The organism is Neptuniibacter sp. QD48_11 (assembly GCF_047778095.1).
In the GTDB taxonomy this organism is placed as follows: Bacteria; Pseudomonadota; Gammaproteobacteria; order Pseudomonadales; family Balneatricaceae; genus Neptuniibacter.
This window is the reverse complement of sequence record NZ_CP180551.1, coordinates 2937550-2949588: the sequence shown is the minus strand read 5'-3', so window position 1 is coordinate 2949588 and position 12039 is coordinate 2937550. Positions and strand designations below refer to the sequence as shown.

At 42.4% G+C, this 12039-nt stretch carries 11 protein-coding genes; 9 read left to right on the top strand and 2 right to left on the bottom strand.

Annotated features, from left to right (window positions below):
* Positions 1–187: 187 nt before the first annotated feature.
* The 6 genes from ACMXYU_RS13750 to ACMXYU_RS13725 all read left to right on the top strand — a co-directional run bounded on the left by ACMXYU_RS13750 (position 188) and on the right by ACMXYU_RS13725 (position 5141).
* Positions 188–370 (top strand): hypothetical protein, encoded by a 183-nt coding sequence (locus ACMXYU_RS13750; protein ID WP_415884680.1) that lies wholly within the window; start codon positions 188–190, stop codon positions 368–370.
* A gap of 161 nt (positions 371–531) precedes the next feature.
* On the top strand, positions 532–1449 hold the full coding sequence (locus ACMXYU_RS13745) for an SPFH domain-containing protein (RefSeq protein ID WP_415882319.1): 918 nt from the start codon (positions 532–534) through the stop codon (positions 1447–1449).
* Positions 1450–1899: an NfeD family protein gene (locus ACMXYU_RS13740; protein WP_415899128.1), complete on the top strand. Its 450-nt coding sequence runs from the start codon at positions 1450–1452 to the stop codon at positions 1897–1899.
* 41 nt (positions 1900–1940) lie between these two features.
* Complete coding sequence (locus tag ACMXYU_RS13735; RefSeq protein ID WP_415899127.1) at positions 1941–2432, top strand: YgjP-like metallopeptidase domain-containing protein; 492 nt, start codon at positions 1941–1943, stop codon at positions 2430–2432.
* Between the two features lie 304 nt (positions 2433–2736).
* Positions 2737–3285, top strand: a complete 549-nt coding sequence (locus ACMXYU_RS13730; RefSeq protein ID WP_415899126.1) for a DUF2726 domain-containing protein — start codon at positions 2737–2739, stop codon at positions 3283–3285.
* Between the two features lie 260 nt (positions 3286–3545).
* Positions 3546–5141, top strand: coding sequence for a S8 family serine peptidase (locus tag ACMXYU_RS13725; RefSeq protein ID WP_415899125.1), 1596 nt, complete (start codon positions 3546–3548; stop codon positions 5139–5141).
* A 70-nt stretch (positions 5142–5211) separates the two neighbouring features.
* Here the strand turns inward: ACMXYU_RS13725 and ACMXYU_RS13720 are convergent, their stop codons facing one another.
* A complete protein-coding gene (locus tag ACMXYU_RS13720; protein ID WP_415899124.1) occupies positions 5212–6585 on the bottom strand; it encodes a hypothetical protein in 1374 nt (457 codons plus the stop codon).
* A gap of 232 nt (positions 6586–6817) precedes the next feature.
* Positions 6818–7315 (bottom strand): aminoacyl-tRNA deacylase, encoded by a 498-nt coding sequence (locus tag ACMXYU_RS13715; protein ID WP_415899123.1) that lies wholly within the window; start codon positions 7313–7315, stop codon positions 6818–6820.
* 141 nt (positions 7316–7456) lie between these two features.
* Here ACMXYU_RS13715 and ACMXYU_RS13710 point away from each other — a divergent pair, with 141 nt between their 5' ends.
* The 3 genes from ACMXYU_RS13710 to ACMXYU_RS13700 all read left to right on the top strand — a co-directional run bounded on the left by ACMXYU_RS13710 (position 7457) and on the right by ACMXYU_RS13700 (position 12015).
* A complete protein-coding gene (locus tag ACMXYU_RS13710) occupies positions 7457–8161 on the top strand; it encodes a response regulator transcription factor (protein WP_415899122.1) in 705 nt (234 codons plus the stop codon).
* On the top strand, positions 8158–9492 hold the full coding sequence (locus ACMXYU_RS13705; protein ID WP_415899121.1) for a histidine kinase sensor domain-containing protein: 1335 nt from the start codon (positions 8158–8160) through the stop codon (positions 9490–9492). Before ACMXYU_RS13710 ends, ACMXYU_RS13705 begins: the two co-directional genes overlap by 4 nt.
* Before the next feature lie 558 nt (positions 9493–10050).
* On the top strand, positions 10051–12015 hold the full coding sequence (locus tag ACMXYU_RS13700) for a TonB-dependent receptor domain-containing protein (protein WP_415899120.1): 1965 nt from the start codon (positions 10051–10053) through the stop codon (positions 12013–12015).
* The last annotated feature ends 24 nt before the right edge of the window (positions 12016–12039 follow it).

Here is a 12039-nt window from a genome sequence, read left to right as displayed (position 1 = left end):
TGTTTAGGATCAAAGAAATACATTTATCCCTTTGATATTCAATGATTATAGTTTTCGTTTTTTGTTAACTTTTAAGGCTGATAGAAATTAAATTGTATATACCTAAGATATTCTTAAGATGTACGTTGGGGTAAGGGGATAATTGCTGTATTCTTGCAGTCAGTTGACGATTTAGAGTTGAAAAATGATGAAGTCAAAAAAGAAATCTAAGGCTAAAAAGAAAAATAGCCAACTAGTTATTCGCATTAACGATGTCGAGCGCGATGATTTTGTTGCGTTGTGTGAAGAGCTAGATACGAGTGCTGCACGTGAAGTCCGTCGTTTTATTCGCGGTTTCCTTGCAGAGCATGAACAGGCAGAAGAGGAATAATCCTTTTTCTACAGATTGTTCTTTCTTCCCCCAAAAAGCGTTTAATATTTCTTATTGATTGCTTGCCGTTACCTCACGCTTAATTTATCTAAGCCATTTCAGTTCTTCCCGATCAGTATTAATATGAATACCTCCTCCCAACTTTACTAAAGGAGATTGTGATGTTTGGGTTTGAAATTACCGCTGCGGTAGTGGTTGTTCTCGCATTAATTTTTATTTTTTCTGGGGTCAAGATGGTTCCTCAGGGGTATAACTGGACAACAGAACGTTTTGGGCGTTTTACCAAAACTCTGACACCAGGTTTGAATCTGATTATTCCTTTTGTTGATCAGATTGGCGCTAAGCAAAATATGATGGAGCAAGTACTGGATGTACCCCCTCAAGAAGTGATCAGTTCTGACAACGCGCAAGTAACTACTGATGCTGTTTGTTTCTATCAGGTGTTGGATGCATCTAAAGCGAGTTACGAAGTTAACGATCTTTATCGCGCGATGCAGAATTTGGTAATGACTAATATCCGTGCGGTTTTGGGTTCGATGGAGCTAGACGAGATGTTATCCAACCGAGATAACATCAATAGCCAACTGTTAAGCAAAGTTGATGAAGCGACAGATCCATGGGGCGTTAAAGTTACCCGTGTGGAAATTCGTGATATCTCACCTCCGGCTGATCTTGTTGAAGCGATGGCAAACCAGATGAAAGCTGAGCGTGAAAAGCGTGCTGCGATTTTAACCGCAGAAGGTGAAAGAGAAGCTGCGATCAAAGTTGCTGAAGGTGAAAAACAAGCTGCCATTTTGACTGCAGAAGGTGAAAAAGAGGCAGCGTTTAGAGAAGCGGAAGCGCGAGAGCGTTTGGCAATGGCAGAAGCGCGTGCAACCAAAGTGGTTTCGGAAGCGATTTCACAAGGTAACCCGCAAGCTCTGAACTATTTTGTTGCTCAAAAATATACTGAAGCTCTGCAAAATATTGGTGCAGGCGAAAATGCTAAAGTCGTGATGATGCCTCTAGAAGCAAGTAGCGTTATTGGCTCCGTTGCTGGCATCAGCGAGCTGTTAAAAGAAACTAAGATAGGTTCGTAAATGTTAGAACTACTCGAATCAATTACTTACTGGCATTGGATTATTCTAGCGTTGGTGCTTTTAGGTGGTGAAGCCTTAGGTGCCGCGGGATTTATGATCGGTGTCTCATTATCTGCTTTTGCAGTAGCTGCATTGATGGCGATTGGTGTGCTAAATGATTGGCAACATCAATTCCTATTGTTTGCGCTCTTCTCCGTTATTGCTTCGGTTATTTTCTGGAAATTCTTTCGTTGCCAAAACAATGATGATGAAGCAGGCATGATCAATGATCGAGCGGCGCAATTGATTGGACGAAAACTGACATTAGTTGATGACGTTGAAGATGGCTTAGGTCGAATTCAGATCGGTGATACTTTTTGGAAGGTTGTTGCAGAAGATGATTTGGAAGCGGGAACTAAAGTCGAGGTTTATGCCAGCGAAGGCATGACGCTACTGATCCGTAAATTGTAATTGATTTCTAGCGGGATCGGCCAAGCTGGTCCCGTTTCATTATGACAGTACTAAAATATATTAATCATTATCCCGAGTCTTTAAAGCAGCAAGCTTTAGCCATGTTGCAAGATGAAACTTTAGGGCCTCTTCTACAGAAAAAATATCCAGATTCCCATTCGATTCAAAGCAATAAAGCGCTGTACGAATATACTATGGAGCTGAAAAATCGCTATATGCGAAAAGCGGCACCTGTCAGCAAAGTTCAATACAGCGATAAAGTTGCAGCAATGAATGCTTTAGGCACCCATAGCCGCGTATCTCGTATCCAAGGGAATAAACTTAAATCTAAAAAAGAGATCCTGATCGATACGCGATTCAAACAATTACCTGAAGCTTTTTTGCGGATGATTGTTGTCCACGAATTAGCACATCTGAAAGAGTTGGATCATAACAAAGCGTTCTATCAGTTATGTCAGCATATGGATGCTGATTACCACCGATTAGAGTTAGACCTCAGGCTCTATCTTACTTGGCAGGAGTATTCGAGGTGATGCTTTATGGTGTGCCGCTGACTAGATTTTTGAGTCTAGTAGTATGTCTTTATAGTAAACGGACGGATTCAAATAAGGAATATTGATCATATCTATAAATGATTTTTGGCGTATATCTTGAATAATAGCTACCATCTCTCAGGTGGGTAGCTCTCAATAACCTTTCTCTTGATAGGCCTTATAAACCTTACTTTGGGTAGCTTTTTATACTTTGGCACTGAAATTATTTTAGATCATAAAATTCAGATGCTTTCCGCTTTCACTCTCGGTAATATTGCGCCTTCAAACGGGGTGGGGCGTTATTGTGGACGAAAAATTATGGATTTATATTGCTAGTGGAGTAGTTGTTTTTATACTGCTTTTAGTCGTGATTATTCGTGCCAAAAAATCTAAAGCGCCAGATGCCTCTCTTTCACATACAGAGCGTATGTTTGCATCGGTTTTGGAAAAAGCTGTCGGTGGACAATATCAAGTGCACTGTAAAGTGCCTATGCATGAAGTGTTGGAAGCATTGCCTGAAAAATCGGATCGGGCAAAACGAAAAGCATTGAAAAAGATTCGTCATCGTCAGTTTGATTACATTGTTTCAGATCCCGCGAACAACCGTGTAGTGTGCGCTGTCGAGTTGGATGACCATGCTTACGATAAGAAGCAGTTTAAGAAACAAGATCTTTTCTTAGAAGAGATCTGTCATGATGTTAATCTCCCTCTTCTTCGAGTTGCGCCCCAGAATGGTTATAACCTAGTTGAAATCATTGAACGGTTTGAAAGAACCATTGCGCCTGTTGACTATGCTAAAAATCAACAAGGCCGATTAAATCTTCGTATGGTTGATGCACTAAATACTCTCTGATCTGCAGATGGTGTGTTCCATAATCGCAGCCTAGTTTATAAATCCCTCTCATTTTCTCTTAGTTTTCTTGAATTTTGCTAACTGGCAGTCTCTACATAGCTTACTAAACTTAACAGAGGCGTCGGGACTTATAGTGTTTGTACTTTAAGCAAAAGAAGCTTGCTCCTGAGTAGTCAGTTTGGTGGCACGGATTTTTAGCCAATTGTAGTTGCACTGCCTGATATCTGTTTATCACTTGATAATGACAAGGTGGGGTGGTTATGAAAACGCCATTAAAACTTCTCTGTGTGGCTATGGGTTGCTCTTTAGCAGCCAATTTTGTTGTAGCAGGGATTGAGTTTCGACCGGGAGAGGTCGTTGTGAAAGGTGAGGTTTCTGCATCTGAAGGGTATGAAGTTCTTAAGTACCTTCCTAATGCAGATTTAACCATCCTTAAAGTGTCTCCCGGTAAAGAATTAGCACAAACCTTAGCGTTAAGAAGCAAAGGGCGTAAAGCCAGTCGAAACTATATTGCTAGAAAGTTCGCTCCTAATGATCCTTTGTATGGCTACCAATGGCATTTTGGTGCTGTTCAGGCTGAACAAGCGTGGGCACTTTATGATGGTGCTGGTGTGAATGTTGCCGTTTTAGATACCGGCTTACAGTCAGGTGGCCCAGACGGAATAGATTGTGTTTTACCTGGGTATAATGCGATTGATGGTAGTTCCAATGTGGCAGATGGCGACGGGCACGGAACCCATGTTAGCGGCACGGTTGCTCAGAGTACAAATAACGGGGTTGGTGTAGCAGGGTTAGCTCATGGAGCCTGTATCCTTCCGGTAAAAGTCTTGGATGACAACGGTTCCGGGACGGATGCAGATATTGCTGAGGGTATAACTTGGGCTATCAATAACGGCGCTCAAGTTATTAATATGAGTCTTGGCTATCCTGCAGGGTATGCACTGGAGCAATTTGTTAATTATCCATCCTATTCAACCCTGACTAATTCCGATACCCGTGTGACGATAGTAGTAGCATCTGGCAATGACAGTTCTACAGACGGGATAAGTTACCCTGCCAGTCACCCAGAAACTTTAGCTGTTGGAGCGACGGATGTTGATGGTATTGCTCCCTACTCAAATCAAGGCCCTAAATTAGATTTAGTCGCTCCGGGTGGTAATACATCTCAAAACCTCCACATTCCAAATGACAGTTATGGTGATGGAGTTGTTCAAGAAACCTATCTATCTCAAGGGCAGGGAACTTGGGGATATTATCTATTTCAAGGTACATCAATGGCAGCCCCCCATGCCGCGGCGGCTGCAGCTATCCTTTTATCGAAGGATGGGAACTTGGATCGCTATCAGGTTCAGGCTGCGCTTGAAGCAAGTGCAGTGGATTTAGGTGACTCAGGTTGGGATAGTGTTTTTGGCCATGGTCTTATCCAAGTTTATGACGCATTAGGCGCTATTGACGCTGGAGATAATGAACCGATTGATGCTGAGCCGACAGAAACAAAACCTGGTTCCCCTGAGAATTTCTCAGCAAACTTCGATTCCAATGCAAATGCTGTACATCTAACATGGAGTGCTCCTTCTGTTGGAACGGTAACCAGTTATTCAATAGAGCGTAGTAAGCAAAATCGACGCGGTAAACTGGGTGGTTTCAACTCAGTAGCAACTCCTGCTGGGGCTGATACTTCATATACAGATTCTGGTTTAGATAGCGGCACTTACGTATACAGGATTCTTGCTAGAAACAGTGCTGGCGTATCAGCTTGGGTACTCAGTAATTCCGTGGAGGTCACTTCTTCAGATGGAGGTTCTGATGGTGGTGATGGCGAGTGTAAAGGCGGCTGGAAAAAATGCGGTAGATGATAATTATCTATTTCATAAAAAATAAAAAAGCCTGCATTAGCAGGCTTTTTTATTTTTTATGAGTTGGTAATCAGTTACTGCAACCTCCTGGTAATTGATCGCATACTTCATCATAAGGATAGAATCTAACTTGGATATTGTATGAGCCTTTATTGTCTATTCCCCAGATATACTCTACGAAATCCGCAATATTAAATATCCATTCATTTTCCCAACTTTTACAGGTGCCAACAGTAGGGGCATCGACTACGAGTTTGTTAGGGTCGCTCCACTGTTCAAAGTAACCGATCGCGGGAACGGCTCCGCTGGCTATATCTGCTTCTATCATCGCCGTACATGCATCGAATTGATCAGAGTTTGTGAGAAGGCCATAGATATTATTAGCTTCGTCATAGCAATAAGCGTTAATTGCGCAGCCTTGAACTGTGGTTGTCCCAGATAACATGACTGTTGAGAATATATTGGCTGTAACGTCAGCCCAATCGTCTTCACCATTATCACCTACATCGACAGTAGTTATGCCGTCGCCGTTGTCATCTGGGTCGTCCCAGAACCAAGGCTCTATAGGTAACCAGTAGTCGGTCGTTCCATCGTTATCTGCATCTATGCTATTTTCAGGAAGTTCGGAGTCGGTAATTTCTTCACCGCAAAAATATCTTTGGTCACCGGGAGAGATGTAACAGACTGAGCCCGTAAAAGTGAAAGCACTACTGATATCTTGGGCTGGTTTTACGCCTTTACCTCCGGGGCCTTTAGTTTTAGTACCGTCTTTTTCACGTTCTAGATTAAAGTTATTCCATTCCCCGTCTTTAGTGATAAAACCCAAAGCAAGTAGATCATTGCCTTGATCATCGTTGATAAACCCAAAGTTGTTGGTAAACATTGTGCCGGTTACGCATTCGCCAGCTTCATTAACATTGTTACAAGGTTTCCCTGTCACGCGGGCAAACACAGCATAGCCAGAATCGTAGGGTGGAAGGCTTACAACAGCCCCATCAGCTCCATCACTATCTGGGAATGACTCGGTACACCAATCTGTGACTTGCAGATCAGGGATTCCATCACCATCTAAGTCTTTGAGAGGAAGGGATTTGTTTTTGCCTCCTTTTGTACTGCCTGATTGAATCGCAACACTGGTATCAGCATTGGTATTTTCATCGTAGCGAGGAATAAAAACTACATTTTGAGATGAGCCTTCATGGCAAAAAAATTGCTCATTAGAATCATCGGTTACTTGGATACACTCTTCTGTATTGGGATCACAAGGGATAAAGCCGTCATCGTCTGTTTGGCAGCGATAGTCAGCATCACTAGGACAGTTGAATACCCCCGGTGCCTGAGTTTTTTTACCCAATAGGTTTAAATTAAAATGAAAGCCTGCGGGAAAGCCATTACCTTTTAAGTTTTTTCCAGAATGTGCGTCTGTAGATAGACCTAGCAACAAAATGGAAACTAAACAGCAAAGGATAAGCCTTCCGAGGGATTTTATTTGAGTGGGATACATAAACTATGCCCCCGAATAAGATAAGAAAATCCTCCTTGCCAAATTTTTTCTATATCCATCTAGCTACTTATAACTGTAGCTTTGAATTGAAAAATAGATGGGATATTTTTGCACCCAAATTCGAACTTCTAATACTTATATTCAAGAAGTTTTATATAGGAATGTTCATTGCTTAATAATGGCTTAGATCATAAAGCTCTTCAGGTGCACAGCTAATTTCACCGTGTTGTTTATTCTTCATTAAATTCTGGAACTGCTGGCGTTTCAGGTGGATTAAGTTTTGATGATCGCCTGCTTCGATGTAGATATCATCAGCCTCTGTTAAACGGTCATCCCAAACTACGTCGAGTCCGTAGGCTTGGCCGATAGCAGGGATTGCACCTTCTTCGCAATCTCCAAAAATACGCTTTATTTCGGCTTCTTTGGCCAATCTTGCGGGTGAGCCAGTAATGGCCGCTAATTGAGGTAACATCACCTTATTCATCGCAGGAACTGCAGCAAGGGTGAACTTGTTTTTCTGATGAATGACAACCGCTTTGGCCATCTGCGTTACGGGAATTGAAGCCCTATGTGCACTATCGAGAGAAGTAAAAGAGTAGTCGTGTTTGATTGTGTCATAACTGCAGCCCTTATTTTTTAGAAAGCTACAAAGTGTGGCTGATACGGACATGCTTATTCCTCCCATAAGAGACTTCGCTGTATAAGTTTAGTAGCCGATTAAGGGAATGCTATAGGAAATTGCATTTTTGAACGTGCTGAAATAAACTTCATTCGCAAATGTAATTGATTACCATTTAATTGGATAGTAACTATGGCTGACGGTATTGCTTCAATGGCGAAGATCTTAATTATTGAAGATGATCGTACGTTGAATAATCAGATCACCTCGCTCTTGGAAGAGCAGGGTTACGAAACGGATCAACGTTTTGAAGGACGTCAGGGGTTGGTCTCCGCATTAAGTAAAACTTATGATCTCATCTTATTGGATGTACTTTTGCCGGGATTAGATGGTTTTTCATTACTCAGTAAGTTGAGGCAAAAGCGCGAAACCCCTGTGATGATGCTGACTGCATGTGGAGCGGAAGAGGAACGCATTACAGGTTATAGCAATGGTGCGGATGATTACCTAGCTAAGCCTTTCAATATTACTGAGCTCTTATTACGTATCGAAGCGATTTTGCGTCGTACGCGATATTTGGTTGAAAGTCAGATCGAGCAAGATGTGATTAAAACACCTTTCTTTCACTTAGACCGGAAACAGAATCGTGTTCATCGTGATGATCTAGAGGTCGTCCTCACCCCTATCGAATTTAAAGTGTTATGGGCGTTAGTAAAACAAAGTGGTGAAGTGCTTAGTAAACCGCACCTTTACCAGTCCGTTCTTAACAAAGAGTACAGCCGATACGACCGTAGTTTAGATATGCACGTGAGTCGAATAAGGCGCAAACTTTCGCAACGAAGTATTGATGTCTCAGCTTTAGAAACGGTACATGGTGAAGGGTACTGCTTTAAATGAAACGGCGTTTGTTTTGGAAACTGTTCGCTATTCTAGTGGCAGGTACCGTTGCTTTATACGGAGCGATCGATTGGCTTGCGAATCATACCGAACAACGTATGAGCCTAATTGCCGAAAAGCACCAGTTAGAGATGAAGTCTTGGGCAGCTGAAGCTGAGGCAATCTATAAAGCAGGTGAAATGCAGTTACTTGATCAATGGATCGAAGATCTGGAAAAGCGCGAGGATACTTGGGTTGCGATTGCCGGATCTGATTTGACCTTGCTGGCCGGTAACTACATGGATGACTATTACACTGGCAGTCTGCGGCTTGGCCGAAATGTCGAATACATGATCCACCTTTACTATGCCTATAACCCGATTATGGAACTCCCATTTGTTGATGGTCACACGCACTTTTTGGTTCGGTTGCCACAACGTATGAGGCCGGGTGGTTTTTTAAAACCTGCACAATTGTTGTTACAGATCGCTCTGCCTTTTGTGGTTTTGGCATTGGTGTGTTTGATGCTATATCGACACTTAGTAACGCCCATTCAGAAACTGGAAAAAGCGACTCGGCAGTTCAACGAAGGGAATTATGATGCTCGCGTGAGTCAATCACTTGGGGCACGTAATGATGAGTTGGCTTCGTTAGCCCGAACTTTCGATACTATGGCGGAACACACGGGCGGGTTGATCGTTACCCAAAGGCAGCTAATTGCCGACCTTTCCCATGAACTGCGTACACCCATTACGCGTATCGAAATGGCGCTTAGCAGTATCAGTGAAAAGAACTGCCCAGAAAATATCGAGCGTATTCAGCGTGAAGTCGCGCAAATGCGTGAAATGACCGAAGATGCTTTGACGCTTGCTTGGATGGATACCGAGAAGCCTCAGATTAAAGGTGAATATCTTGATCTGGTGGACCTACTAGATAGCATCATTGATGATGCTCGTTTCGAGTATCCCGATCGTAAGCTCGTTAGTTGTATGCCTGAGAGCGCGCCACTTGATTCCTCTAGTCACCGAATTCTTGGGCAGTCGATAGAGAATGTTATTCGCAATGCTCTACGGTATACACCTCAGGGTGGAGAGGTCAGTATTCAACTGAGTATTAAGGATGATGAGTACTTACTTACATTTTGTGATCAGGGACCGGGTGTTCCTGAAGAATCGCTGGACAAAATCTTTCAGCCATTTTATCGAGTTGAAAAATCACGAGGTGCCGACTCGGGAGGGTTTGGGCTTGGGTTGGCATTAGCTAAAAGGCAGATTGAGGCGGTTTCTGGCTCAATTAAAGCGTCAAATTTGGCCCGTGGTGGTTTACAGATAAGAATAATATTACCGGTATAAGGGGGGGGATAAGATAAATTCAACTCGCTTTGTTATTTCTTTAGCTGATTATTGTGGAGGGAATCTTAGTTTTCTTTGAGCTCAGGATTCCTCCATATAGAACCTAATTTTCCTCCCTCTCTGTGCTTATGGGTAACCTAAAGTTCCAGGGGTTAATTCCTTTATCTAGTGGAGCGATAAGCTTACTGATCTCGCAATATTTCACCTGAGAAACCCTTCAGTACGTAACAAATGTAAACGTTGTGACAATTATTTTACAGTTATTGATAATAAATCGTAATTGTAAATGGTTATTATTTGTTGCATTTGTAAGGCTCTAAATTGAGTAGTAATTGCCCTGAACTGGTTTTTAACTGAAGCACTATTAATGCGTTTCATGTGACTTATTTGTAAGTCCGTCCAAAACCTCAGAATAGCTACCGAAAAAGTTAGAGATGATCGATAGGTCTTCTTATTCCCTTCTGGAAAGCCTAACTCCCTTACTGGGGGGCAGTGCAAAATTTTGGCTATGTTCACTCTCAGCTTTAGTTTGATAAGTTTAATGTAGGTAGGAATTACATGATTTCACAGAAAAACAAAAGACGTGCTTCATTGTCTTTACTGATTGGTTATGCGGTATCCAGCCAAATTGCTGCTGCTCAAGAAGACTCCGAGAAAAGCTATGAGCGCTTGGACAAAATTAAAGTAGAGGGTGTGGCGTCGGACGTTGGTGAAACTCGTATTGGCCTGGAAGAACTACAGCGCCTAAATCCGAACGACCTTCAAGATGTGTTTAGAAATACACCAAGTGTTGAAGTGGGAAGCTCAATAGCTGCGTCACAAAAGGTATACGTCAACGGTGTTGAAGAGACAAACTTAGCTGTAACCATTGATGGTGCCCGTCAAAATAACAAATTATTTCACCATTCAGCTACGAACATCATCGATCCTGAACTGTTAAAAGCTGTGAGCGTTGATGCCGGTGTTGCGCCTGCTGATGCAGGCCCTGGAGCGTTGGGTGGCTCACTGGTTTATGAGACCAAAGATGTCTCCGACTTATTGGAAGACGGTGACAATTTCGGTGGTTCTGTCGGCCTTGAGTACAACACTAACGGTGATACATTCGATAGAAATATCTCGTTATTTGGTCGCTCGGGTGGTTTTGAAATACTCGGTTACGTAAAGAGCGCGTCTGGTGACGATTTCGAAGACGGTAATGGTGATGATGTCATAGGCTCTGAAACAGCGATGAAATCAGGCTTATTTAAAGTCGGTTATCTGCATGAAAGTGGTTACCGTACAAAGCTATCCTACGAAAAAGTAGAAGATGATGGGCATCGCCCAGAAAGAGCTAATTTCAATCGAGGCTTCTTGTCGGAGAACAACGAACTAAAGCGTGAAACGCTTGTATTTGCGATTAAAAACGAAGCCCCTAAAGGTTTGATTAACCCTTATGTAAAAATTGCTCACTCAGAAACTGAATTAGTCTGGGTTAACAGTAGCTACCCGACCTCAGGTGAGTATGAAAGCATAAATGGCGTTTTGGCTAATGAATTTGTACTGAAAGACGGTACTGTAGATGCCGGTATCGATTTTTACGACGATAAAGCTAAGGGTATTTTCCCGACTTTTAATGAATTTCCAGTAGAAAAAGCAAAGAACATTGGTGCATTTGCGCAAGCTCGACTATCGCTCAGTGATCGGGCTCGAATCTCCTTCGGTGCTCGTTACGATGATCATGAACTTGAAGGTGTAGATGGCTCTAAGCATGATAACAGTGGCTTATCCAGCAACATTTCTGCTGAATATGATCTAACAGAATTTGTAACTGCGAGCGCTGGATATTCACATGTATTCGGTGGTGTGCAAATTACCGAGCCTTATATAGCAAATGCGGCTTGGGATTATTCAGCAGGTCTAAAGGAGTCAAAAGCCGATAACGGGTTTATTGGTATGGAATTGAATGCTGAAGGTTTAAGCCCATCACTGGCTGGTTTAACTATAGGCGCGAAAATCTTTAAAACGGATATCAGTGATATCCGAGATGAAGAATATGGCGGTGGCCCAGATATTTACAGTGATGTTGAGTCAGATGGATTCGAGATTAATACTCGATATGAGTGGCAGTCTGGCTTTGTGAGACTGAGTTATATTGATGTTGATACTAAAATTAATGGAATTGAGGGCTCTACAAACGCTTATTATATCGGAACTCCACTTGGCAAATCTTTAAAAGCTGATTTTGTACAGTCAATTGATAGTGCCAATATCAACTTTGGTGCGGACGTGCAGCACTACTTCTCGATGGATGGGCATGATGGCACATCTCCTGTCGATGGGGCTTTTCCTAGCTATACAGTAGCTAATTCATTTGTTGCTTACACTCCGCAAGCATTGAACAACCTGACGCTACGTCTATCTGTTAATAATCTGTTCGATGAAACTTATGCTGATCGTTCAACCTATGGACATGAGTTTGGAACAGATACTACTTTGAATGAGCCAGGTCGCTCGGTTGTGTTGGGTGCCAAGTTTAAATTCTGATGATCATATATCAGTGCAGGCTTG

Excerpts from the sequence above, each read along its gene's own strand:
- ACMXYU_RS13750 (WP_415884680.1), top strand. The coding sequence starts at position 188 with ATGAAGTCAAAAAAGAAATCTAAGGCTAAAAAGAAAAATAGCCAACTA.
- ACMXYU_RS13745 (WP_415882319.1), top strand. The coding sequence starts at position 532 with ATGTTTGGGTTTGAAATTACCGCTGCGGTAGTGGTTGTTCTCGCATTA.
- ACMXYU_RS13740 (WP_415899128.1), top strand. The coding sequence starts at position 1,450 with ATGTTAGAACTACTCGAATCAATTACTTACTGGCATTGGATTATTCTA.
- ACMXYU_RS13735 (WP_415899127.1), top strand. The coding sequence starts at position 1,941 with ATGACAGTACTAAAATATATTAATCATTATCCCGAGTCTTTAAAGCAG.
- ACMXYU_RS13725 (WP_415899125.1), top strand. The coding sequence starts at position 3,546 with ATGAAAACGCCATTAAAACTTCTCTGTGTGGCTATGGGTTGCTCTTTA.
- ACMXYU_RS13715 (WP_415899123.1), bottom strand. The coding sequence starts at position 7,315 with ATGTCCGTATCAGCCACACTTTGTAGCTTTCTAAAAAATAAGGGCTGC.
- ACMXYU_RS13710 (WP_415899122.1), top strand. The coding sequence starts at position 7,457 with ATGGCTGACGGTATTGCTTCAATGGCGAAGATCTTAATTATTGAAGAT.
- ACMXYU_RS13705 (WP_415899121.1), top strand. The coding sequence starts at position 8,158 with ATGAAACGGCGTTTGTTTTGGAAACTGTTCGCTATTCTAGTGGCAGGT.
- ACMXYU_RS13700 (WP_415899120.1), top strand. The coding sequence starts at position 10,051 with ATGATTTCACAGAAAAACAAAAGACGTGCTTCATTGTCTTTACTGATT.